General features: G+C 48.5%; 27 protein-coding genes. 2 read left to right on the forward strand and 25 right to left on the reverse strand.

Going from position 1 to position 24,226, the window contains the following annotated elements; all coding sequences use genetic code 11:
* Window positions 1-114: 114 nt before the first annotated feature.
* Window positions 115-936, forward strand: a complete 822-nt coding sequence (locus XMG59_RS10745; protein ID WP_173498698.1) for a response regulator — start codon at window positions 115-117, stop codon at window positions 934-936.
* Here XMG59_RS10745 and XMG59_RS10750 read toward each other — a convergent pair.
* Window positions 933-1,604, reverse strand: coding sequence for a FadR/GntR family transcriptional regulator (locus tag XMG59_RS10750; protein WP_173494501.1), 672 nt, complete (start codon window positions 1,602-1,604; stop codon window positions 933-935). The two genes, XMG59_RS10745 and XMG59_RS10750, sit on opposite strands and share 4 nt — an antisense overlap.
* An 83-nt stretch (window positions 1,605-1,687) precedes the next feature.
* Between XMG59_RS10750 and XMG59_RS10755 the strand changes: the two genes are divergently transcribed.
* The gene (locus XMG59_RS10755; protein WP_173495475.1) at window positions 1,688-2,836 is read left to right on the forward strand and encodes an alpha-hydroxy acid oxidase; all 1,149 of its coding nucleotides are present in this window, start codon (window positions 1,688-1,690) and stop codon (window positions 2,834-2,836) included.
* Window positions 2,837-2,858: 22 nt separating this feature from the next.
* Here the strand turns inward: XMG59_RS10755 and XMG59_RS10760 are convergent, their stop codons facing one another.
* The 24 genes from XMG59_RS10760 to ruvC all read right to left on the reverse strand — a co-directional run bounded on the left by XMG59_RS10760 (window position 2,859) and on the right by ruvC (window position 24,095).
* Entirely contained in the window at window positions 2,859-4,190 is a 1,332-nt protein-coding gene (locus XMG59_RS10760; protein WP_173482064.1) for a hypothetical protein, read from the reverse strand.
* A complete protein-coding gene (locus tag XMG59_RS10765) occupies window positions 4,184-4,915 on the reverse strand; it encodes a hypothetical protein (protein WP_173482065.1) in 732 nt (243 codons plus the stop codon). Before XMG59_RS10765 ends, XMG59_RS10760 begins: the two co-directional genes overlap by 7 nt.
* Window positions 4,908-5,894 (reverse strand): VWA domain-containing protein, encoded by a 987-nt coding sequence (locus XMG59_RS10770; RefSeq protein WP_173482066.1) that lies wholly within the window; start codon window positions 5,892-5,894, stop codon window positions 4,908-4,910. The genes XMG59_RS10765 and XMG59_RS10770 overlap by 8 nt, the downstream gene beginning before the upstream one ends.
* Window positions 5,894-6,868, reverse strand: a complete 975-nt coding sequence (locus tag XMG59_RS10775; protein ID WP_173498699.1) for a VWA domain-containing protein — start codon at window positions 6,866-6,868, stop codon at window positions 5,894-5,896. Before XMG59_RS10775 ends, XMG59_RS10770 begins: the two co-directional genes overlap by 1 nt.
* 7 nt (window positions 6,869-6,875) lie before the next feature.
* Window positions 6,876-7,202, reverse strand: coding sequence for a hypothetical protein (locus tag XMG59_RS10780; protein ID WP_173483491.1), 327 nt, complete (start codon window positions 7,200-7,202; stop codon window positions 6,876-6,878).
* Complete coding sequence (locus XMG59_RS10785; protein ID WP_173498700.1) at window positions 7,195-8,097, reverse strand: DUF58 domain-containing protein; 903 nt, start codon at window positions 8,095-8,097, stop codon at window positions 7,195-7,197. Before XMG59_RS10785 ends, XMG59_RS10780 begins: the two co-directional genes overlap by 8 nt.
* 10 nt (window positions 8,098-8,107) lie before the next feature.
* A complete protein-coding gene (locus XMG59_RS10790) occupies window positions 8,108-9,070 on the reverse strand; it encodes a MoxR family ATPase (RefSeq protein WP_173498701.1) in 963 nt (320 codons plus the stop codon).
* 118 nt (window positions 9,071-9,188) lie between these two features.
* Entirely contained in the window at window positions 9,189-10,589 is a 1,401-nt protein-coding gene (gene sthA / locus XMG59_RS10795) for a Si-specific NAD(P)(+) transhydrogenase (RefSeq protein ID WP_173498702.1), read from the reverse strand.
* A gap of 39 nt (window positions 10,590-10,628) precedes the next feature.
* Complete coding sequence (nqrM, locus tag XMG59_RS10800) at window positions 10,629-10,862, reverse strand: (Na+)-NQR maturation NqrM (protein WP_173482072.1); 234 nt, start codon at window positions 10,860-10,862, stop codon at window positions 10,629-10,631.
* Window positions 10,863-10,865: 3 nt separating this feature from the next.
* Window positions 10,866-11,912 (reverse strand): FAD:protein FMN transferase, encoded by a 1,047-nt coding sequence (locus XMG59_RS10805; protein WP_173489147.1) that lies wholly within the window; start codon window positions 11,910-11,912, stop codon window positions 10,866-10,868.
* Between the two features lie 3 nt (window positions 11,913-11,915).
* Window positions 11,916-13,145, reverse strand: coding sequence for an NADH:ubiquinone reductase (Na(+)-transporting) subunit F (nqrF, locus tag XMG59_RS10810; protein ID WP_173498703.1), 1,230 nt, complete (start codon window positions 13,143-13,145; stop codon window positions 11,916-11,918).
* A 30-nt stretch (window positions 13,146-13,175) separates the two neighbouring features.
* On the reverse strand, window positions 13,176-13,784 hold the full coding sequence (nqrE, locus tag XMG59_RS10815; protein WP_173498704.1) for an NADH:ubiquinone reductase (Na(+)-transporting) subunit E: 609 nt from the start codon (window positions 13,782-13,784) through the stop codon (window positions 13,176-13,178).
* Window positions 13,784-14,443: an NADH:ubiquinone reductase (Na(+)-transporting) subunit D gene (locus tag XMG59_RS10820; RefSeq protein WP_173498705.1), complete on the reverse strand. Its 660-nt coding sequence runs from the start codon at window positions 14,441-14,443 to the stop codon at window positions 13,784-13,786. The genes nqrE and XMG59_RS10820 overlap by 1 nt, the downstream gene beginning before the upstream one ends.
* A gap of 2 nt (window positions 14,444-14,445) precedes the next feature.
* Complete coding sequence (locus XMG59_RS10825; RefSeq protein WP_173498706.1) at window positions 14,446-15,228, reverse strand: Na(+)-translocating NADH-quinone reductase subunit C; 783 nt, start codon at window positions 15,226-15,228, stop codon at window positions 14,446-14,448.
* The gene (locus tag XMG59_RS10830) at window positions 15,218-16,426 is read right to left on the reverse strand and encodes an NADH:ubiquinone reductase (Na(+)-transporting) subunit B (protein WP_173482078.1); all 1,209 of its coding nucleotides are present in this window, start codon (window positions 16,424-16,426) and stop codon (window positions 15,218-15,220) included. The genes XMG59_RS10825 and XMG59_RS10830 overlap by 11 nt, the downstream gene beginning before the upstream one ends.
* A gap of 13 nt (window positions 16,427-16,439) precedes the next feature.
* Window positions 16,440-17,780, reverse strand: coding sequence for a Na(+)-translocating NADH-quinone reductase subunit A (locus tag XMG59_RS10835; protein ID WP_173482079.1), 1,341 nt, complete (start codon window positions 17,778-17,780; stop codon window positions 16,440-16,442).
* Between the two features lie 308 nt (window positions 17,781-18,088).
* Window positions 18,089-19,399 carry a Tol-Pal system beta propeller repeat protein TolB gene (tolB, locus tag XMG59_RS10840; protein ID WP_173482080.1) on the reverse strand — a complete coding sequence of 437 codons (1,311 nt, stop codon included), beginning with the start codon at window positions 19,397-19,399 and terminating at the stop codon, window positions 18,089-18,091.
* Complete coding sequence (gene tolA / locus XMG59_RS10845) at window positions 19,393-20,340, reverse strand: cell envelope integrity protein TolA (protein ID WP_173483482.1); 948 nt, start codon at window positions 20,338-20,340, stop codon at window positions 19,393-19,395. Before tolA ends, tolB begins: the two co-directional genes overlap by 7 nt.
* A 4-nt stretch (window positions 20,341-20,344) precedes the next feature.
* Window positions 20,345-20,761 (reverse strand): protein TolR, encoded by a 417-nt coding sequence (tolR, locus tag XMG59_RS10850; protein ID WP_173482082.1) that lies wholly within the window; start codon window positions 20,759-20,761, stop codon window positions 20,345-20,347.
* Between the two features lie 9 nt (window positions 20,762-20,770).
* Entirely contained in the window at window positions 20,771-21,448 is a 678-nt protein-coding gene (tolQ, locus tag XMG59_RS10855; protein WP_173482083.1) for a protein TolQ, read from the reverse strand.
* A gap of 12 nt (window positions 21,449-21,460) precedes the next feature.
* Window positions 21,461-21,877, reverse strand: a complete 417-nt coding sequence (ybgC, locus tag XMG59_RS10860) for a tol-pal system-associated acyl-CoA thioesterase (RefSeq protein ID WP_173482084.1) — start codon at window positions 21,875-21,877, stop codon at window positions 21,461-21,463.
* A 6-nt stretch (window positions 21,878-21,883) separates the two neighbouring features.
* Window positions 21,884-22,897, reverse strand: coding sequence for a Holliday junction branch migration DNA helicase RuvB (gene ruvB, locus XMG59_RS10865; RefSeq protein WP_173482085.1), 1,014 nt, complete (start codon window positions 22,895-22,897; stop codon window positions 21,884-21,886).
* Window position 22,898: 1 nt separating this feature from the next.
* The gene (ruvA, locus tag XMG59_RS10870) at window positions 22,899-23,531 is read right to left on the reverse strand and encodes a Holliday junction branch migration protein RuvA (RefSeq protein ID WP_173482086.1); all 633 of its coding nucleotides are present in this window, start codon (window positions 23,529-23,531) and stop codon (window positions 22,899-22,901) included.
* Window positions 23,532-23,576: 45 nt separating this feature from the next.
* Window positions 23,577-24,095: a crossover junction endodeoxyribonuclease RuvC gene (gene ruvC / locus XMG59_RS10875; protein WP_173484071.1), complete on the reverse strand. Its 519-nt coding sequence runs from the start codon at window positions 24,093-24,095 to the stop codon at window positions 23,577-23,579.
* Between the last annotated feature and the right edge of the window lie 131 nt (window positions 24,096-24,226).

Genomic DNA, 24,226 nt, shown 5'->3' on the forward strand with positions numbered 1-24,226 from the left:
CGGATAAGAGGATTTAATCTGCTGACCTTGGTGGTCAACAACGTACCGTTCAAGGACGGTGAGCAAGTACAGGATCAATCAGACAGGAATGCCGCCTGATGCCGTACACCAGATTTGACAATATCTCACCTCTGTAACAATGCCATCAAATTTACTGAGCAAGGCAGTGTCACCTTAAAAATAGATCTGCTAGACGATCGAGAAGCGGATATCAGTGTAGAAATCTCTGTATCGGATACTGGCCCAGGCATGGCCCAAAATGACATTGAACGTCTGGCCAAACCCTTTGTCCAACTGGACGACTCGCTCTCACGAAAAGGAACAGGTACGGGGCTCGGGCTCAGCATTGCCTCATCGTTAATCGAAAAAATGGGAGGGCGACTTCACATTGAGTCTACACTAGGTGAAGGCAGCCGATTCAGCTTTAGAATCTCTCTACCCAAAGAGAGAATACCGGTGCACCATCACCAGACACCCAATATAAATGAGCCTGAGGGCACAGCATCAGAACTGAACAACTTTGAGCAACGAGCAAAAGTGATCGTCGCAGAGGACAACCCGATCAACCGAATGGTCATCGATAAGCTACTGCAAAAATTGCCCATTGATCACCTGATTGTTGAAAACGGACAAGAGCTGGTCAATGAAGTTGAACGTCAGTCTTATGATCTGATCATTACCGACATCCAGATGCCTGTTATGGATGGTTTTGAAGCAGCTGCATTAATTCGGACCAAAGGATCAATGGATAGAGTCCCTATTATCGCTCTGACTGCGGCAGCCTTTGAGGATGACATTAAACGCATGCGACAGGCCGGTATGGACGACTACGTTGCCAAGCCGATCGACCAAGATAAGCTAAACTCAGTACTTGAGCTTCATCTAACTCGGGCCATCCGAGGCGAGTCAGTCTCCAATCAACTCGGGGAGAGTTAGCGAGCGAGTTCCAACAGAGAGCGTGTGTAAAGCACATGCTCTCTTGCCGCCTCCTCAGCAGCTAACCGATCCCCCTGTTCAAGAGCCGAGAATATCTGCTGATGCTGGGGATTAATCCGCTCAGGATATCGCCCATAACGTTTAAGTGTTAGATCTAAAGCCTTGTAAATAGAAGAGAAATAACGGTTGTAGAAGAGTTCACTTAAACTAGCGACTACTAAGTTGTGGCTGTATTTAGCGATCAGCATATGAAACTGAAGATCCGCTTTTGCCCGAATCAATGTCGTGTTCTTTTGACTCCGCAGCTGCATCATCTCGAACTCAGATCGAATGATTGCAATCTGCTTTTTCGAAGCGTTTTCAGCACAACATCCAGCGGCCACAGATTCAATAAAAGCTCTTAACTCAAGCACATCCCTAACGTCATTCAATGTCGGCTCCGCTTTCACCGGTAAATTAAGAACCACACTCTCTAAGGGGTTAACCAGACGAGTAAGACGTCCCTGCTGTTTAATGAGCAGACCGGCGGCAAGCAACTCTGACATAGCCTCCCTAATCGCACTTCGCGATACTGAAAAGTGAGCGGCCAACCTCGACTCAGACGGAAGGGTTTCACCTGCTCGAGTGGTATCCATCAATAGCGATAACAGAGAAGAAGTGATCGACATAACTGGTCTGACAAGTGGTGTTTATTTTCTGCAAGAGTACTCTGCAACAGGATAGAGTGCAAAAAAAGTTAAGGAGCCCTTCAATGAGTATCATTTGCGAACTATCTGATCTACGTCGTCTCTACCACAAACGTGTCCCTAAAATGTTCCAAGGCTACTGTGAGTCTGGATCATGGACGCAACAGACGTTGGCAATGAACGACTCTGACTTTAACAAAATTCTGTTCCGTCAACGGGTGGCGCGTGATCTTGCACCCCGCACTCTAGCGACTCAGATGGTAGGACAAGATGTCTCCATGCCGGTTGCGATGGCTCCGGTTGGACTTCTGGGTATGCAGCACGCTGATGGTGAGATCAAAGCGGCACAAGCTGCCGAGGCATTTGGTGTCCCTTTTACTCTGTCTACCATGAGCATCTGTTCTATTGAAAAGGTCGCTGAAGCAACCACCAAGCCTTTCTGGTTCCAGCTCTATGTTCAGAAAGATCGTGAATTCACTAAGAAGTTGATCGAACGCGCTAAAGCGGCAGGCTGTTCCGCTCTGGTCGTTACACTGGATCTGCAGATGATTGGTAAGCGCCACGCAGATCACCGCAACGGTATGACCGCACCACCCCGCCTGACTATCCCCAATATTTTAGATATTTCACGTCGTCCACGCTGGGCATTCGGCATGTTGGGGACTAAAAATCGTGAGTTTGGCAACATTCAAGGCTGTGCGACCGGCGTTGATGACATGAACGATCTTATGAAATGGACCGCTGGATCCTTTGATCCCAACCTAGATTGGGACGACTTGAAGTTCTTCCGTGAACTTTGGGATGGCCCTTTGATCATCAAAGGCATTCTAGAAGCTGAGGATGCGAAGAAATGTATCGAGCTAGGTGCCGACGCCATTGTCGTCTCAAACCACGGTGGCCGTCAGTTAGATGGTGCTCGCTCATCGATCAGTGTTCTCCCAGAGATTGTTGATGCTGTTGGTGATCAGATCGAGGTCTGGATGGATGGTGGCATCCGCTCTGGCCAAGATGTGATTCGTGCTCGCGCACTGGGTGCTAAAGGCGTGTTGGTCGGCCGTCCTATGGTCTATGGCCTAGGCGCTATGGGTAAAGCGGGTGTGACAAGAATGTTAGAGATTTTCCATGAGGAGGCTGAATTGACTATGGCCTTTATGGGACATCGTGACATTGCTTCTGTGTCTAAAGATGACATTGTCATCAAAGGCGAACTCTAAAAAGAGCGATCAATTGGTAAACCTAAAGAGTTAATCGATTGATCAATGCTCGTTTTATCTCTTCAAGAGGCGCTTGATCGCTTTTAGAAAAAGCCAATTGGTTAATGCTGTGAGCTAGCCAAGTCGCCTCTTGATCACCTTGCGCATCGGCCCAGTGTTGTAGGGTTTTATAACGCTCGCTACCCTCTGCCCCAGCACAACCACTCGCTAACACGAGTGATCTAAGCTGATCAGCCGTCGTTGCTGAGTAGATCGCACGTTTAAACGCCTGTACTCTTGCTCTTCTTTGCCTAAATGCTCCCGCTAAAAGAGTCACTTTAATGAGGATAGCGACAGCGATTATCGATAAGAGCACAATGGCGGTCATTGGCAATTTCCAGGGCGCTTTAAGCAGCAGATCAACTGTGTCTAATCGCCCCGTTAGTGTATTAAAGAAAGGGAGTTTTACTGTGACAATCTGGCCAAACGACCAGCGCTTATAGGGGACAAAAAATTCACCCTCAGAATCTATGATTTGATCTGTAGAAATAGCCATCGCTCTGGCTAGCGCACTTCTTACACCCCATAAGGTTTGCGCCGAAGACCCTGCAACCACCTGGACACTGATTCGCCAACCAAGCTCACCCTGCTGTACCTCAATATTCGGCTTGCCGATACTGATGCTGTTTGGCAGATAGCTTGGCAGAGGTAAGACTTCAATAACCTGAGCTGGTAGATAGAAAGTCCACCGGCCACGCCCTCGTTGGATAATGGGTGGTAACTCAATGAGGTAATTTCCAGACTGTTGGGCAGAGAAGCGCCAACACCGTTTTGCGATGAGCTGCTCCTCAAATAAACCTGTTCTGGATAGTGTCTGCACTGCAGAGATTCCCGGAATTTCCAGCGACTCAATCTTAATACGGTTGCGTTGCTCAGATAACGGCATACTCACACAACTCTCAATGGATTCGCCTTGCCAGATCTGTTCCGGCAGTGTGTCCCAGATAGGTGTAATGTCTACATTATTAACCACCGCAGGTGTCACCATCAGATTAAAACGCTGCGATTTAGCCCCACCCAATGCTAGGGGGCCCAAGGTTAGCAGACCTGATTGTCTTGGAAAGAGTGTAAGGCGCTGCTTTACTTCTACCTGCCCATCGGGCAATTCTCTCTCTTTACGATAACCTTTTTCTGTAAACACCTGAGTTTGCCAACGCTTAACATTCAACTCATCTGGCGAGGTGGGGCCAACATAGAGGATATTGACTATCACAGAGCGGCCCTGCTCGATCTGATCTTTTTCAGGCAGGATAGACAAGTTGGCCGCATGAAGCTGCCCGATGCTGAAGACGAGCATCAATAACAGTTTTACCACGGCCGTTCCCCCTCCACTTTGATAGGAGTTGGATCGATGCTATTAGGTAAATCTAACTCAAGGCGCATCACACGACTCAATAACTCTGCAGTCGTTCCGGAGTCGGTCGATTCAGTTCTGATCCAGCGTGGCTGGTACTCCAGCTCGCTCTGCCTGCCTAAATGCTGATCGATGGAGGCCATTAACAGGGGTTTGACCTGATCGGCCGATAGGTTAAGTATATTTTCCGGAAGCTCCTGACTGACACCAAGGTAGACACCTTCGGCCACCTGATCCAAAAGGTCGATCGGTAGGTTACCTGAAGCGTTATGCCAATCGGCTTTATCGGCACTCTTTTGAATATCCAATAACAGCTGCTTCATTGATGCTTCGAGTGAACGCGCAAAGGCTAGGTTCACCGCTATTTTTTTCGCATCCACCCCAAACTCTTCTGCCTCTTGGTAGAGCAACTTAGCTTGTGTGTATTCGCCTCGGTAGAAGTGAGTATTCGCCAGGTTAAACAGTGCAATCCCACGATCAATATTCGATTCAGAGGACCAGACAGCCGACGCAAAATTGAGCTGCGCGCACTCCCAATCTTGCTGACGATAGCAGGCTTCTGCTTGCTGAAACTGTGATTCATATTTCGAAGGTTCAATAAACTGCGGAACCACCCAATAGGTCAGCATCACTAACAGCAAAAGTAAGCCATAACCGAATAGCGCAGCTCGTTTTAGACTAACCATTCGACCACCTCGTTGGTGAACGATGAATGAGAACGACTATGAGCAGAAGTGCTATCAATAGCGGTATCGAAAACCACTCAGACCAGACAACTCGGGCGTAGTTCTCTGGAGTGATACGCCTAGACTCAATATTGAGCCACTTTAGCAAGGGCTGCCCTAACAAGGATTCCGGTGTCCTGTAGCTAAAATCAGGATGCAGTGACGCCAGCGATTTAAGAAAGGTGATGTTCATTTGAGTGTTTGCCGAAGGGTGACCGGGTACTTGAGTAGGCTCTCCACCGCCCAACCCGATTAGATTCAGTGTCATCGGCATAGAGGCATGCAGGGATACTAGAGCGGACTCTATGCTCTCGCTGTTTTCCAGAGCCACATCTCCATCCGTTAAAAGCACTATATGGCTTTTTGTATCAGGCCCCCTTGGCAGAGACCGAATGGCCGACAATGCCTCAACTAGGTTACTCCCAAGAGTGGGCAGATAAAACTCATCACCTTGAGCTAGAAAATGTTGGATTAGATGACTGTCCATGGTCGGTTTTAATAGCCAGTGTGCACTGCCAGAAAAAGCTAATAGACCTGTCTCAACGATCTGTACATCAGGGTCCAGCCAAGAGTTTGCCAGCTCGGTGGCTGCAGTTATGCGAGGCACCACACCCTGAAGACCTCGCGCATCTATCGCTCGCATGGAGTCTGAATAATCCAACAGGATAATGACTCGATCCTGCGCTGATGTAAGATCATTTGGTATGAATTGGGGGGTTCTAGGTCCCGCTAATGAGAGGATCAAAAGCGCCCAAACCGATGACAATAAGAGCGGCTTTAACCCCTCCTGTCCAGAGCGACTGGGTGGCTGAACCCAAGGGAGCAGCTCATCATCGACCAGCTGTGTCAGTCTCCTTTTTTCTCTAACAGTAGAGATAACGAGAATCGCCAATGGCAATAGCATTAGCCATAGCAGAAGAGGTTCGCGCCAATAAACCATCAGACGCTCCTCCTAACAAAGATCAGTATCAGCAGCGTGAGTCCAGACAGAATAAACCAGGGGTAGAGCGGCTCCACCAAGGGCAATGTATTAATCGATCGATTCTGAGTCGTCTGCTCACGTGAAATGGTTTGCAGAGCCTCTTCAAAAGCATCGATGTTCAGAGCGTGAAACATCTTGCCGGCGCCCGCTTTAGCCACTTCATCCAACAGAGCGAGGTCCACGGGATCATAGACAAATCCGGCACGCGCTTTCTGTTCCTGAGAGAGCTCAGTCGAGCCTATCGCAATGACATAGAGGGTATAGCCGGCATCAGCTAGGGCTTTCGCAGCGGCTTGTGGAGAGGTTTCACCCAACTGAATACCACTGTCGGTCACCATCACAACGACAGGATTAAGATCCGTTGGATAGTTGTCACTGACCAGCTTGAGTGACGCCGACATGTCGCTTAAACGCCCGCCGAGTGTCACCCTAATACGAGCAATGGCCTGTGTCACAGCGTCTCGATCATCGGTAAACGGCAACCAATGATAGGGAGGGTTACCCATAATACTTAGGCCAATACGATTACCCTGAAAGCTATTAACGAACTCTGATAAGAGCTCTTTGGTAAGGCTCATTCTTTCAATCGACTGTTGACCGTCAAAATAGTCTTTCAGCACCATCGTGATGTTAGTGTCCACCAATAGCACTAGGTCTACAGGATCTTTCTGATCTGGTAGCTCAATGGTGTCACGGTAGATAACGGGTTGCGCCAAAGCCAATACGAATAATGTCATCGACATCAACAATAGCCGTTCACGACGAGGCTGGTATTGCGATGCTTCCGGCTGTTCATTAGTCAGTTCGCCATAAAGAGGGTAACGAACTCTCTCTCTTTGCAGTAGGTCTGGCCAAGGCGCATCAGAGTCTCTTCGACGCCAAAAGAGAATCAAAATCAGAGGCGTTAGTAACAACCAAAGAGGTTGTAACATTCCCCAATCAGAGAACATGTCGCGCCCTCTTGATCAATGTTTGAACTTCATCAAGTGTCGGTTCAACAGGTTGAAACCGCAACCTGTTCAGTTCCTGTAGTAAGGCAGTGTCAATGACCATGATTCCCGCTAATTGATGACAGCCCTGACGCGGCGTCATTGATTGATTAGATAGTGCGCGCTGCAACTTTGCCAGCGGTGTAAAAAAGCGGTACCAAATTGCAATAAATAGGGTAAATAGTACTGTCAGAGAGAGTATAGCCGTCAGTGCCAGATTGGATGAGTGGTCAACCATTGGCAAAATATCGAACAGCCTTAACGGTGCTTCATTCATGATACTCACCACCTAACAGGCTCAGGGTAAACTGATCGAGCGAACTACAGACCTCAATCAGTGGGATGCCTGATTGTGACATTAGATCCTGAATCTCTAACAACCGATTCGAGTAGGCTTGATGAATACGAGCGATGGACTCTTGGTCATCGACACAGAACCTCTTAGGACCCCAGATCAAATCACGACCTAACAGCGCCTTTGGATCTCTCTCCATGGGGTCTGAAATGAGGAACGCGCTCAATGATCTCTTTTCTGATAGTTCAGTTAAAAGCGCTCGGTGATCTGAGTTCAACGATCTAAAATCTGAAATCAAAATGACTTTAGCACCGGTGGGTGTATCAGAAACAAGTTGCGTTAAAACAGCATCCCAGTTGATCGCTGAATTCTGCGAAGGCGGTGCAGGCGAGACCAAAGCCTCACAGAGAAGGTTGAGCCAGTCATCCCCCACCCTAGAGTCAAACACAGTGGCATTCTGCTCTAATAAAAACGCACCCAGTGCATAATCTTGCTGATGGTAAATACCTGCTAACCAGAGTGACAATCTAGCCGCTTGAGTGACTTTCAGACGCTTCTTTGTGCCAAACCGCATGGTTGAGTTGCGATCAACGACCAACTGAAGAGGTTGCTGAAATTCACTGCGGTAGGATCTAACTAACCTCTCTTGAGATCGAGCAGAGGCGCGCCAATCGATCTTTCGAGGGTCATCCCCAAACTGAAACACCCTTAGGTCATCAAATTCCGTACCACTGCCTAATAATGCTGCTTTATTAGCACCACTGTTTAGACGTTGATTAATCTGACCTACTACCTGTGAAGCCAAGGCAGCGCCAGAGGCAATCAGTTGTGCTATCTCATCAGGAGTCAGCAGTGGTTGGTCAACTAAGCTGTTCACAACAGACCTGTTAAACCGCGGGGAGCGTCTCTAAAAGACGATGAATCACTGCCTCTTCAGTTACCCCGTCGGCCTTAGCCGAGAAGCTGAGTACCAAGCGATGACGAAGTACATCAACGGCAAGCGCATGAATATCCTCAGGTAACACAAAATCACGCTGATTCAGTAGTGCTCTTGCGGTCGCCGCCTGAAGCAGAGCAATCGACGCGCGGGGCGACGCACCCGCTTTCACATAACCACACCACTCTGGGATGTATTGATTTAATCGACGAGTGGCAGAGACCAACTCTATCGCAAACCGCTCTACCCTTTCTTCAATAAAGACACTGTTTAACGTCTCTCTTAAGGCAAGAAGTTCACTGGGTGTCAGTAGGGCCTGCATGTCGGCCTCGACATGCCCCTCCTGGGCGGCACGAGCTCGACGAGTGATCTCGATCTCTTCATCGATGCTTGGGTAGTCCAATACGATCTTGAATAGGAAACGATCCAGTTGAGCTTCAGGCAGAGGGTAGGTACCCGATTGTTCTAGGGGGTTTTGAGTTGCCAACACCATAAAGACAGGAGGCAGAGGATAGGTTTTACCGGCCACCGTGATTTGATGCTCGGCCATGGCTTCCAACAGTGCAGATTGCACCTTAGGTGGCGCACGGTTGATCTCATCAGCCAGTAACACCTCATGAAACAGTGGTCCTTCGATAAAACGGAAGCTGCCACTATTGGCATCGAACACTTCACTGCCAGTCAAATCGGCTGGCATAAGATCCGGTGTAAATTGAACACGCTGAAAACGGGCATTCATTCCCGCGGCGAGAGAATGAACCAGAGTTGTCTTAGCTAGACCCGGTGGGCCTTCAAGGAGCACGTGCCCGCCACTGAGTAACGCAATAAGAAGACGATCGATCACAGACTCTTGGCCGACGATGATCTCTTCGATTTTAGACCTTAACTCATGCAGTGGTGTCAGCTCGCTCACGGTTCAAACCCCTTCGGTGAAGTAATGAACCATTGTAGCTAATTTAGTTATACCGTTATAGATCTTTGGCTTAAACAAAAAGAGCGCCCTAAGGCGCTCTTAACAACCATAGAATAGTTTATTTACTCTCTAATCGGTTTAGGCCCGCAAGAGCAGCAACACGGTAGGCTTCAGCCATGGTTGGGTAGTTGAAGGTGGTGTTTACAAAGTACTTCACAGTATTCGCTTCACCCTCTTGTGCCATGATCGCTTGACCGATGTGGATGATCTCGGATGCTTGGTCACCAAAGCAGTGGATACCCAGAATTTCCAGAGATTCACGGTGGAACAAGATTTTCAGCATACCAACGGGTTCACCGGAAATCTGAGCACGCGCAGTATCTTTAAAGAAGGCTTGACCCACTTCGTAGGGTACCGCTGCCGAGGTAAGCTCCTCTTCGGTTTTACCGATCGAGCTGATCTCTGGAATGGTATAGATACCTGAAGGCACTTCACTGACAAAACGGAAATCATCGGCATCCAACATATCTTCTGAAGCGGCACGCCCTTGATCAAGCGCTGCTGATGCCAGGCCAGGCCAGCCGATCACATCACCTACAGCGTAGATACCATCGACTTCCGTACGGTAGTGATCATCAACATCCAACTGTCCGCGACCGTTGGCTTTCAAACCGACCTTATCAAGATCAAGTTGTGCGGTATTGCCGGTACGACCGTTACACCATAGGAAGGCATCCGTACGAAGGACCTTACCAGACTTCATGGTGATTACGACACCGTTCTCTGTCCCTTCAATCTTGTCATACTCTTCGTTGTGACGAATCATGACGCCGTTGTTGCGTAGGTGGTAACTCAACGCATCAGAGATCTCGCCATCTAGAAAAGATAGAAGACGATCACGATTGTCGATCAAATCCACTTTCACCCCTAACCCACTGAAGATAGAGGCGTATTCACAACCGATAACACCGGCACCGTAGATCACCATATTGCGTGGTGTATGGCAGAGTTTAAGCACAGTGTCTGAGTTGTAGATACGTGGGTGGTTAAAATCAACATCCGGTGGACAGTATGGGCTGGAGCCCGTTGCGATGATGATGTTTTTCGCTTTGAGCGTATCAGCACTGCCGTTATTACCTTCAATACTGACTTCACTGTTTGAAACCAGCTTGGCTTCACCAAAGAAGAGATCAACACGATTGCGCGCATAGAAGTTAGTGCGTAGCATGACCTGATTAGAGATCACCTTCTCGGCACGACTTAACACTTTAGGAAATGAGAACCAGCGTGGTTCACCGATATCACGGAACATTGGGTTGGTGTTGAACTCGATGATCTGTTTAACGGAGTGACGCAGCGCTTTAGAAGGGATGGTACCTTTATGAGTACAGTTACCGCCGACTGTGGACTGCTCTTCGATCACCGCTACACGGCGACCTTTTTTAGCTGCATTCATTGCAGCACCCTCACCCGCAGGACCCGAGCCAATTACCACTACATCGTATTCGTAGGCTGCCATTTAGTACCTCAACTTTCCTTGTCGTTATCGTCGATCGATCTACTTAACTTCGTAAGCTAGATCGTCTTTATTAATCTCTTTCTTTTGGACCGCGTCTTGCTCGCCATCACAATCTTCGGGACGACCGCCACAGATATCACAAACGGTATCCATGCCGAGTGCACTCATGCCACCACAAGAGCCCTTAATTGGCTTATTCGAGAAGATCACGCCTACTGACATACCAACGATGACAACCAGTAGAACAATAAATGTAATGACCATAATTTCCATGGCTTACTCTCCTTCTTGAACAAAGGCTTCAAACTCTGCTGTTGCCTGTTCGATAAATGTATCACCCTGCTCTGACTTATATAAGAAGTAGGCTGCTATCCCCTCTTCTTTGGCGAACTCAAAGCCTCTGTTTTCGCCCATGACCATCAGGGTCGTTGCTAATGCATCCGCCTCAGCACAGGTCGGCGTTAATACGGTTACTGACGCTAAGCGGTGAGTAATCGGTTTACCCGTCTCAGGATTAATGGTGTGCGAAAAACGGACACCGCCTTCCTCAAAGTAGTTTCGGTAATCACCGGATGTAGCAATCGCCGTATCCTTAACATTAATGATTCGTCCGATACTGCGCTCCATCGATGCCGGTGACTCAATGGCAATGCGCCAGTGTGAACCATCTGGCTTCAAGCCTTTCGCTCGAAGCTCACCACCTATCTCAACCAAATAGTTGTGAATACCTTCGGCTTCGAGAATCTCAGCCAACTGATCGACACCATAGCCTTTAGCGATGGCAGAGAGATCAACATACTGCTGTCCTAATTTTCTCAGACGAGAGGGGTCTTTTAAAACCTCGACTTTTTGGTAACCAATACGCTCTTTCAATGAAGCGATCTCAGCCTCGGTGGGTGCCTTTTCGATGCGGCCATTAGGCCCAAAACCCCAAAGGTTAACCAGTGGACCTACTGTGACATCAAACGCCCCGCCCGAACGCTCACTGATCGCTAGTGACTGCTCTACAACCGCCGCTAGCGCATCGGAGACTTCCATCTCACTGCCCGCAGGAAGTTTGTTAAAGGTCGAGAGTTCACTATTAGGAATGTAGGTCGACATCTGCTGATTAACGGTTGCAAGAACCTTACCGGCACGATTGCGAATATCGTTGATTCGATCTTCATTAAGGTCAACCCAGCGCATACTGAAGGTAGTGCCCATGGTTTGACCATCAATGCCAACCACCTTCTCATTTTCAAAAAAGTTACAGCCCGTTAGAACAAAAACGGCCAGTAGCATAGCTACCGGCCATTTAATAAGGCTTTGAAAACCTGAAATCATCTATTAGCCACCGAAGTCGTCAAGCATGATGTTCTCACGTTCAACCCCTAGGTCGAGCAGCATGTCGATCACCGCTGCGTTCATCATTGGTGGCCCACACATGTAGTACTCACAATCCTCTGGTGCTTCGTGATCCTTCAGGTAGTTTTCTAGAAGGACATTATGAATGAAGCCTGTCAGACCATCCCAGTTATCTTCAGGAAGTGGATCAGAGAGCGCTAGGTGCCATTCGAAGTTTTCATTCTCTTCAGCCAACTTATCGAACTCTTCTGTGTAGAAAGCTTCACGAACAGAACGTGCGCCGTACCAGAAAGAGATCTTACGCTTAGAGTTTAGACGCTTAAGCTGATCGAAGATGTGTGAACGCATAGGTGCCATACCTGCACCACCGCCAATGAAGACCATCTCGTTTTCAGTATCACGAGCGAAGAACTCACCGAATGGGCCGTACACATCGATCGTATCACCTGGTTTTAGGTTAAACACGTAAGATGACATGATGCCCGGTGGCACATCGTCACGACCTGGAGGCGGTGTTGCAATACGGATATTGAACTTAACCACACCACGCTCTTCAGGGTAGTTTGCCATTGAATAAGCGCGGATCGTTGTTTCGTCTACTTTAGAGACGTAACGCCAGATATCGAACTTATCCCAATCTGGGTGGTACTCCTCTTCGATCAAGAAGTCTTTGTAGTTGACTGTATGAGGTGGACACTCAAGTTGAACGTAACCACCAGCACGGAAATCAACATTTTCACCCTCAGGAAGACGCAACGTCAGCTCTTTGATGAAAGTTGCAACGTTCGGGTTAGACTCGACCGTACAGGTCCACTTCTTAACGCCGAACACGTCATCTTCAACATGAATCTTCATGTCCTGCTTAACAGGCACCTGACAACTTAGACGCCAGCCCTCTTTCGCTTCACGCATTGTGAAGTGTGACTCTTCAGTCGGTAGCATTGAACCGCCACCCTCATGAACTTCACACTTACACTGGGCACAGGTACCGCCACCACCACAAGCCGATGCAAGGAACACGCCCTTATCTGCCAGTGTATTCAGCAACTTACCGCCTGCAGGGACAGTGATCGTTTTTTCAGGATCACCATTGATTTCAATTGTTACATTGCCGGAGCTAACCAGCTTAGCGCGGGCAGCCAAGATGACAGCAACAAGTGCTAACACCACGACTGTAAACATCACCACGCCTAGGATGATTTCTGCATTCATAGCTAATTCATTCCTCTCCTAGTAGACCAGTTACAGAGACACGCCAGAGAAAGACATAAAGCCTAGTGACATCAAACCAACAGTAATGAAGGTGATGCCAAGACCACGAAGACCCTCTGGGACATCTGAGTACTTCAGCTTCTCACGAATACCAGCCAACGCTGTAATCGCGAGCGCCCAACCGATACCTGCACTTGTGCCGTAGACAACACTCTCACCAAAGGTGTAGTCACGCTCAACCATGAACAATGCCGCACCCATGATTGCACAGTTAACGGTAATCAGTGGTAGGAAGACACCCAGCGCGTTGTAAAGCGCTGGAACGAATTTATCTAGGAACATCTCTAGAATTTGTACAAGGGCAGCGATAACGCCGATGTAAGAGATGTAGCCTAGGAAGCTAAGATCAACCTCTGGGTAACCTGCCCAAGCCAACGCGCCTTCACGTAAAAGGTTGTTGTAGATTAGGTTATTGACGGGAGTCGTGATCGACAATACGACGATGACAGCTACACCCAGACCAAAAGAGGTTTGAACCTTTTTAGAGATCGCCAAGAAGGTACACATTCCCAAGAAGAATGCGAGCGCCATGTTCTCAACGAAGATCGCCTTTACGGCAAGACTGATCATCTGTTCCATTAGTGAGAACCTCCTTTAGTGTTAGCCGCCATCTCAAAATCTGGCGCCTCTACCTGTTTTGGATCCCATGAACGGATGATCCAGATGAAGATACCGATCAGGAAGAAAGCACTTGGAGGAAGCAACAACAGACCGTTGCTCTGGTACCAACCACCGTTAGTCACTAGCGGAAGAATTTCGATACCGAACAGTGACCCTGCACCAAGAAGTTCGCGGAAGAAGCCGACAAACATCAGTACTGCACCGTAACCAAGACCGTTACCAATACCATCTAGGAAGCTTGGCAGTGGTGGGTTCTTCATAGCAAATGCTTCTGCACGACCCATAACGATACAGTTAGTAATGATCAGACCTACGAACACCGAAAGCTGCTTAGAAATATCGTAAGCGAAGGCTTTGAGGAACTGGTCAACGACGATTACCAATGATGCAATGATGGTCATCTGCACGATGATACGAATGTTGCCAGGTATATGGTTACGAATGATCGAAACAAACATGTTTGAAAACGCTGTAACCACGATAACAGCCAATGACATAACCAATGCCGTTGACATGTTTGACGTCACTGCCAGTGCAGAACATACACCCAATATTTGCAGTGCAATTGGGTTGTCCTTAAATATAGGGGTCGTCAAGATCTCTTTTGACTTAGCCATGATTAAGCATCTCCTGCACGAAGGTTAGCCAAGAACGGAGCGTAGCCGTTTTTGCCCATCCAGAATTGAACAAGGTTAGTGACACCGTTAGCAGTTAACGTTGCACCTGATAGACCATCAACTTTGTACTCAGCGTTTACCGTTGAAGAATCAACCTTACCTTTGATTAGCTGAAGCTCAGGCTTCTGCATATCGTCAGCATAGACTTTCTTACCGGGCCAAACGGCTTTCCAAGCTGGGTTATCGACCTCACCACCAAGACCCGGAGTCTCTGCGTGTGAGTAGAAACCTAAACCAACAACGGTATTTAGATCGCCTTCAAGTGCTAGGAAGCCATAAAGTGTCGACCACAGACCGTAACCGTGAACAGGTAGAATGATCTTATCCATACCACCGTTACTGCCCTCTACAACGTAGACCGGCATGTAGTTAGGCTGACGCTTAATCGACGCTTTATCGTCTTCACGTGGAAGTGCTTTCGATAGCGCTGGATCTTTTGCAGCTTTCTGAATATCAAACTTGGCGCCATCTACTGCATCAGTAAATTTGCCTGTTTCAAGATCAACCACTTTAGTTGTGATCTGTGCGAACAGTTCATCAACCGATTTACCGGGTTGAAGAAGACCGGCTGCCGCAAGAATATTGGTCTTACGGTCAAGATCTTTATTGGCAACCTGTTTTGGTTTAAGGATGACAGCCGCTGCTGACACCACAACCGAACAGATTACACATAGCAGAACAGTAACCGTGACTGTTTTACTAATTGTATCGTTATTAGCCGACATTACGTGCGATCCTCCGTTTGATGTTCGCTTGCACCACGAAGTTGTCGATGAGCGGTGCAAAGAGGTTCGCGAATAGGATCGCGAGCATCATACCTTCTGGGAATGCTGGGTTAACCACGCGGATAAGAACAACCATCACGCCGATTAGAGCACCAAAAACCCACTTACCTTTATCCGTCATTGAGCCAGAAACTGGGTCGGTCGCCATAAAGAACATACCGAACGCGAATCCACCCATAACAAGATGCCAGTAGAAAGGAACGCTGAACATTGGATTGGTTTCAGAACCGATCGCATTGAACAGTAACGTGGTCGCAACCATGCCGAGGAAAACACCGGCAACAATTCGCCACGCGGCAACACGAGCAAACAGCAACACTGCACCACCAATCATGATCGCCAATGTTGAGGTTTCACCCACTGAACCTTGAATCGAGCCTAGGAAAGCATCCATCCAAGTCACGTTTGCAGCAAGAACGCCCTCGATACCACCTGCAGCGGCTAGACCAAGCGGTGTTGCACCTGAGAAGCCATCAACTGCGGTCCAGATCGCATCACCTGACATCTGTGCTGGGTAAGCAAAGAATAGGAATGCACGGCCTGTCAGTGCTGGGTTAAGGAAGTTTTTACCAGTACCACCGAACACCTCTTTACCGATAACAACACCAAAGCTGATGCCCAGTGCGACCTGCCATAGCGGAACAGTCGGAGGAAGAATCAGTGAGAAAAGGATCGAAGTTACGAAGAAACCTTCGTTCACTTCATGGCCACGCTTCATTGCAAATAGGACTTCCCAGAAGCCACCTACAATAAAGGTCGTTGCATAGATGGGTAGCCAGTACATGGCACCATGTAGGATGTTATCCCAGGCGCTTGTTGCGTCGTAACCTGCAAGAGCAGAAATTACAGCACCCCGCCAGCCTTCCGCTTCGGTCAGGCCAAGCACTTCCATTGCGCTGTTTGCTTGGAAGCCAACATTGTACAGGCCAGCAAATACCGCAGGGAAGGTACACATCCAAACCAGGATCATCATACGTTTTAGGTCAACCGCATCACGAACGTGTGAGGCTGTCTTAGTCACGGCACCTGGCGTGTAGAAAATGGTATCTACCGCTTCGTAGAGTGCGTACCAGTTCTCGTACTTACCACCTTTGTGGAAGTGAGGTTCTAAAGAATCAAAAAAACCACGTAAGCTCATAATCTTCTCCTCCTTAGGCTTCTTTCTCTATACGAGAAAGGTTGTCACGAAGGATCTCGCCGTACTCATATTTACCTGGGCAGGCAAAAGTACAGAGCGCCAGATCTTCCTCTTCCAGCTCAAGACAACCAAGGTCCATAGCAACAGCGATATCGCCGACAACCAGTGAACGAAGCAGTTGAGTTGGAAGAATATCTAGGGGCATCAAACGTTCAAACTGACCAGTAGGAACCATGGCACGTTCTGAACCGTTTGTTGTTGTAGTAAAGGCAAACTTTTTACCCGGCTTGAACATAGATACAAACATGTTCATCACAGAGAATTTCTCTGTGCCTGGTGCTACCCAACCCATGAATTCACGTTCTGTGCCTTCACGAAGAACGCTTACCTGGTTGGCGTAACGCGCAAGGTAAGCGGTTGGACCAGACGCTTTAGCACCATTCCAAACAGAGCCATTGATCACACGGTTATCGCCAGCTTTAAGCTGACCAGCCGTCAACTCATCAAGTGACGCACCAACACGTGTTTTAAGCAGCGTAGGCACCTCAACTTGGGGACCCGCTAAAGATAGGTAACGCTCAGTGCTCAAACGACCCGTTGTAAATAACTTACCGATCGCGATCACATCTTGGTAACCCAAGTACCATACCTGCTTGTTACGGTGAACAGGATCAAGGAAGTGAATGTGTGTACCTACGTTGCCGGCAGGGTGAGTACCTTCAAAGGTTTCTGTTGTAACACCAGATACGGAAGGTAGCTCTGTACCTGGAGCTGCACAGAGATAAACGTTGTTGGCTTGGATGCGAGTCAGAACGGTTAGACCCTGTTCAAACGCCTCTTTTTCGGCACTTAGAACAACGCTAGGGTCCATCGCTAATGGATTGGTGTCCATCGCAGTCACAAAGATCGAACTTGGTACCGCATCGACTGCTGGTACCTTACCGAAAGGACGAGTTCTTAGAGAAGCCCACAACCCTGAAGCAATTAGGTTTTCACGAACCTGAGACTCTTCCAAAGAGGCAAGCTCAGAAGCTGCGTAACTAGAAAACTCAACTGCGTCTTCGTCTGAATCCAATTCAATGACGACTGACTGTAGCACTCGACGTTCACCGCGATTAATCGCAGTAACAACCCCTGCACCAGGAGCTGTGAATTGAACGCCATCATTCTTCTTATCAGTAAAGATCACCTGACCGAGTTTTACTCGATCCCCTTCCCGAACCATCATTGTTGGTTTTAGACCAACGTAATCGGCTCCTAGAAGCGCCACAGTTTTAACATCAGCTGAAGGGGATACCTTCTGTTCTGGTGCACCTGTGATAGGCAGATCTAGACCCTTTCTGATCTTGATCATTCGCTTTATTCCAATCCGCTAAAAATTTTTAAAGCCTCGTACTGAAACCATCTCGCTCTTTTGAAGCTCAATCGTACAGACGGACCTTTCCCAAAATCGCGCAAATTATACCTGACAGAGGTTTATTGCCGCTACAGAGGGAGAGGGGCTTTCAGTGATTATGTAGTTAATTTACAGGACAAACAGCTAACTAATTTTGAATAAACAGTTAACGGTTTGTTATATAGATGCTTTTTAAAACCGAAGGCGGGGGTGTTTATGACGGACAGGAATAACCTGTCCGGTTATGTGGAATTATACTACCAACATTAATAAAGGTAGGGACTCCATGCAGGAGCGCGAACATCACCACGAGTATTCGGCATTCTAAATCGTACCTGACCATCCAAAGAGACTGCTGATAGCACACCTTGATTACCCTCTTGCGTTGCATAAAGGACTACGCTTGCATTAGGCGCAATGGTGGGAGACTCTTCCAAACCGGTCTCTGTCAGAATATCGAGTCGATCAGTCTTTAGATCCAATACCGCAACAGAGAAGCGATTACCTGACCCACCTGAGCGGTGAATCAACGCTAGGAAGCGACCGTCAGGGGTCATGCTGGCACGGGCGTTGTAGTTTCCTTCGTAGGTTACTCGAGTCATTTGACGTGTCGCCAAGAATAGACGATAGATCTGTGGCGACCCTCCTCGGTCAGAGGTGAAGAAGAGCGACTCACCATCGGGCGCCCAGCTTGGCTCGGTATCGATCCCATAGTGATTAGTCACTCGTTGCAACTGACCCGAGGTCACATCCAACACATAGATCTCGGCATTACCGTCTTTAGAGAGCACCAGTGCTAGCTTATTGCCATCAGGTGACCAAGCCGGCGCACCATTCAAGCCGGAGAATGATTGGATTCGTTCGCGTTTCCCGGTTGCCAGGTACTGAACATAGATTGATGGACGACCCGTTTCAAACGAAACGTAAGCGATCTTCTTGCCATCCGCGGACCAGCTCGGTGACATGATCGGTTCGCGTGACTCTAAAATTACACGCGGACGGTTGCCATCCCAGTCAGCCATCTCAAGACGGTAGCGAGAGGTTTGACTGGTCAACTGTTCAGCGGTGACGTAGACGATGCGAGTTGAAAAAGCACCACGATTGCCTGTCAGTGCCTGATAGATCTGATCCGCAATAAAGTGAGCCGCATCTCTAAGTTGGTTAATGTCACTCTCTAAAGGCTGGATCATGATGTTCTCCTCTTTAAGAACATCATAAAGTTCATAGCGAAGGCTGACGCGTGTCGCGGAGATCGGCTCGATTTTACCGACCACAAGGAAGTCACTCTTCGTCATTCGCCAATCACGGAAGAAGACCTGGCTGCGCTCAGAAGGCAGGCTTAACATCGCTGATCTTGGTAAAGTAGTGAATAGACCTGAACGTGATAGATCTTGATCGACAATCTGCGCCACATCTTCTGGGAGCGCACCCTGCCCTGTCCACTTAAAAGGGACAACCGCTACCGGTGTTGGCTCAGAAAGACCCTGTGTCACTTCGACAACCAATTCAGCTTTAACGATTAGTGGCGCCCACAACAGAACAAATATCAGGCTTTTAAATTGGTTAAGATTTACCATCTCAATCCCTCAGGTCTAAATTCAATTAACACTCTACGCAAATTACGCTCAAACGTAATCGGGTCGACGCTTGCAATCAACTCATACTGCCCTACACGCTCAATCGCCTGAAGTACTGATCGATCGTAAGCCATGTCACCACTGCTTTTAATAATCTCTGCCAGATCCACTTCACCCGATGGGAAGAAGTGAATCCGCACGGTCGCTGTCATCCCGTTACGTGCTGTAGAGGGCAGACGCCAGTTATCTTCTGTTAGCGTTCGAATGTAGGCACCTACATCAGCGACCGTTTGTGCTGCTCTTTCAGCTGCTGCGGCACGCTGCCTTGCCAGCTCTTCGCGACGTTTTGCTTCAGCCTGCTCCTGGGCTTTACGCTCTGCATCCGCTTTTCGTTTGGCCTCTTCTGCAGCTTTGCGTTTAGCCTCTTCCGCTTGACGCTTCTTAGCTTCCGCCTTTTTCTTAGCCTCTTCAGCGGCTTTTAATTTGGCTTTTTTAGCCTCTGCATCAGCTTTTTTCTTAGCCGCTTCAGCTTTTTTACGCTCTGCAGCTTTACGTTCAGCCTCTGCTCTCTTTTTCTCTTCAGCCGCTTTTTTGCGCTTAGCGTCATCGGCTTTTTTCTTATCAGCGGCTTTTTTAGCATCCGCTTTACGTTTAGCGTCCGCTGCTTTCTTGCGCTTTGCCTCATCGGCTTTGGCTTTCTTGGCTCGTTCCGCGGCTTTTTTCTTCGCAGCCTCTGCAGCTGCTTTATCTTTCATCAATTTCTCTTCAGCGGCTTTCTTTTCAGCCAGAGCCGAAAGATCGACCATTCGAGCCTCGATATGTCGCGGCTGCGCTTTACGATCCACCTCTTGACCGATCCAAACCCCTGAAATAACCACCAACACCAGTGCATGAACCAGTGCAGCAAAAAGGGTTGGCAGAAGATAACTACGATCGAACAAGGATCTACTCCGTCACCAAACCGACTCGTTCAGCTCCAGCACCCTGTAACAGCACCATTAACTGAACCACCTGATCATAGCTCGCTTGACGATCACCTCGAACCAACATCATTTTTCCAGGGTTAACCGAGAGTATCTGCCTGATCTGACCCGCTATCTGTTCGGCACTTTTAGGAACCGTCTCATCTTCACCCAAATTGATGTAGTAAAGTCCTTCTGCATCAACCGTCACGATCAATGGCTCTTCATCTTGAGTCTCTACAGGCTCAGAGGAGGCTTTCGGGAGTTCCACATCAACGCCTTGAGTCAACATAGGAGCTGTCACCATAAAGATAATCAGCAGAACCAAGGTCACATCGATATAGGGTACGACGTTAATCTCTGCATTCAATTTGCGCTTTGTGCGCTGACGCCTAATCATCTTTTACCCTTAACGAGCATGAACGCGACGGTAAAGAATGCTAGAGAACTCATCGGCAAAGGTTTCGTAACTGTTCAACAGAGAATCCACCGATGCTGAGTAACGGTTGTAGGCCACCACGGCCGGAATCGCAGCAAACAGACCTATAGCCGTCGCGACCAAGGCTTCTGAAATACCCGGCGCTACCGAGGCAAGGGTCGCCTGCTGAACGTTAGCCAGACCACGAAACGCATTCATGATACCCCACACGGTTCCAAACAGACCGACATAGGGGCTGGTAGAACCCACCGTTGCAAGGAAAGGAAGGTGCGCTTCGAGCTTCTCCTCTTCACGTGCCATTGCGACACGCATGGCTCGCTGCACACCGTTCATCACCATATCCGGATCAGCATTTGACTGCTGTGTCAGACGTGTAAATTCTTTGAGTCCAGCACGGAAAATATTTTCAGCTCCGCTCTCTGAATTAGGTTCAGCATTGGCTTCGCGGTAGAGCTGACCTAAATCAGCACCCGACCAAAAACGCTCTTCAAATGCTTTAAACGCTTTTTGTGCACCGCTAATGACGCGGCGACGTTGAAAGATAACAACCCAAGATAAAAACGAAGCCGCCAAAAGCGACAACATAACTAACTGGACGACGAAACTCGCACCAAATACGAGACTCCAAATCGACAGCTGATCTTCCACACTCAACTCCTGTTAATCCCAAGCTTCCGGATGCGCTTGGGTGATTGATGTAATTAACTCTTTTGGCCAGCGTTTCGGACGCATGGCTCCAGTGACGGATATCACTTCAACTTCTGCTTGGCAGAGGACTCTATCAGATCCCTCCTTAACAACAGCTTGCAGAAATTTAACACGTGCACCTTGCGGTTTTTTGACGGTTGTTCTGACAATTAACGAATCATCAAGCCTAGCCGGCGCTAAATATTGCGCCTCCACCGAACCAACCACAAAAATCAAATTTTGCTGTGACAGTTCGTGCTGCGACCAACCCGCCGAACGCAACAACTCCGTCCGAGCACGCTCCATAAATTTTAGATAATTAACGTAGTAAACAATACCGCCAAAATCGGTATCTTCTATGTAGACTCTGACAGGCCACTGAAACGCCATAATAAACTAGTTTCCTTCAGGCTTATCGACACCAAAGTATCGGTAAGCATGGTCGGTTAGCACCCGCCCTCTTGGCGTGCGCATGACAAAACCTTGCTGAATCAAATAGGGCTCGAGAACGTCTTCGATGGTGTCACGCTCTTCGCTAATGGCTGCCGCAAGACTGTCCACACCAACAGGACCACCACCAAACTTTTCGAGCATGGCGAGCAGCATTCGACGGTCCATGTGATCAAAACCATGTTGATCGACATTGAGCATATTCAATGCCAGATCAGCCATCTCTTCGGTGATACGCCCATCCCCTTTCACTTCAGAGAAGTCACGTGCACGGCGCAGGAGCCGGTTGGCAATACGAGGAGTACCGCGAGAACGACGTGCAATCTCGTGCGCACCACCCTCATCGATTTCAGAACCACTTAAACGTGCCGTTCGCATGACAATATTGGTCAGATCGGCAATCGAATAGAACTCTAACCGCTGCACAATACCGAAACGATCACGCAGTGGTGACGTCAATAAGCCGGCACGTGTCGTAGCACCGACTAACGTAAAGGGGGGCAGTTCCAGTTTGATCGATCGTGCAGCTGGGCCTTCACCGATCATGATATCGAGCTGGTAGTCCTCCATCGCGGGATAGAGTACCTCTTCGACACTGGCACTGAGTCGATGAATCTCGTCTATGAAGAGCACATCTCCCGGCTCAAGATTGGTCAGAAGAGCTGCAATATCACCCGCTTTCTCTAAAACAGGGCCAGAGGTGGTTTTAATTTCACTGCCCATCTCATTGGCAATAATATTGGCCAGTGTGGTTTTACCCAATCCTGGCGGGCCAAAGATCAGAGTATGATCCAGTGCTTCATTACGCTTGCGAGCGGCATGGATGAAGATCTCCATCTGCTCTCGAACTTGCGGCTGACCTTCATAGTCTTGAAGTGTCTTAGGGCGAACCGCGCGATCATGCACCTCTTCATTGGGTGTCTTAACCGGCGATATAAAACGATCAGGTTCAATCTGCATCTTAGCTTGCCACCATCATCTTAAGTGCCTGACGAATCAACGATTCTGTATCGGCCGTCTCACCCAATTCGGTGACCGCTTTTTCAATCGCCTTAGTTGCTTGCAGCGGTTTATAACCCAATGCGACCAGTGCCGTCTCTGCATCTGCTCTGTAATCGACGGTAGGCTTCGCATCCACGATGGGCATTGCAAAATCACTCAGTTCCGCTTCAACACGGGTCGGTAGCTCAAGTCGATCCAGCTTATCCTTCATCTCGATGATTAAACGCTCAGCGGTTTTTTTACCGACACCCGGCAGACGTACCAGGGCTGTACTGTCCTCATGCTGAACCGTTCGAATGAACTCTTGGACGGAGATACCCGAAAGAATGGTCAACGCCAACTTAGGCCCCACCCCATTCACCTTGATCAGGGTTCGAAACAGAGTGCGTTCGTTTTTGTCGGCAAATCCATAAAGAAGCTGTGCATCTTCACGCACAACGAAGTGTGTATACAGCGTTACAAAGGTGCCGACATCCGGCAATTTGTAGAAGGTATTCATGGACGCTTCCAGTTCATAACCGACACCGGAAACATCTATCAGCAACTCTGGAGGTGACTTCTCTACCAATTCACCTGTTAAACGACCTATCACAATCTGACCTCAATAAAGTAACGCATTGATATTATTCGAAAGCATCTACAATCTCCATCGCCCTTTTACTGAACGACGAGTTCCCGCTGTCGCTATTAAGCCTTGACGGGTATAGGCATGACAAAGTGCGATGGCCAACCCATCAGCCGCATCGATCTGTGGCAACCCCGGAAGTGACAAAATACGTTGCACCATCATCTGGACCTGCCCCTTATCCGCAGCGCCAGTTCCAGCTACTGCCTGCTTCACCAGGCGTGCCGCATATTCATGAACCTCTACGCCTCGATTGACGGCCGCTACGATAGCTGCCCCTCTAGCCTGCCCGAGCTTAAGCGCAGAGTCAGCGTTACGAGACATAAAGACCTGCTCTATCGCACACTCTTGAGGCTGGTAGCGCTCAATCAGTTCAGAGACACCGCTAAAGACTTGGTTTAACTTATCAGGAAGGGTCGCATCTGCGATTTTGATACAACCACTGGCAACGTACTCAGCCTTATTACCCTGAGCATTGATGATGCCGTATCCGGTAATTCTTGAACCTGGGTCGATTCCCAATATCAGCATCGGTCGCCTGTCGTAGAGATTGTTTTAATGCTGTATATACTAACAGTAGTTGTGATTGAGACCAATACCTTAAACAGACAGCGGTTGACAGGCTAAAGCCAGTCACCGGAGCATTAAATTCGATTAGCAAG

Source organism: Marinobacterium sp. xm-g-59, assembly GCF_013283315.1.
In the GTDB taxonomy this organism is placed as follows: Bacteria; Pseudomonadota; Gammaproteobacteria; order Pseudomonadales; family Balneatricaceae; genus Marinobacterium_E.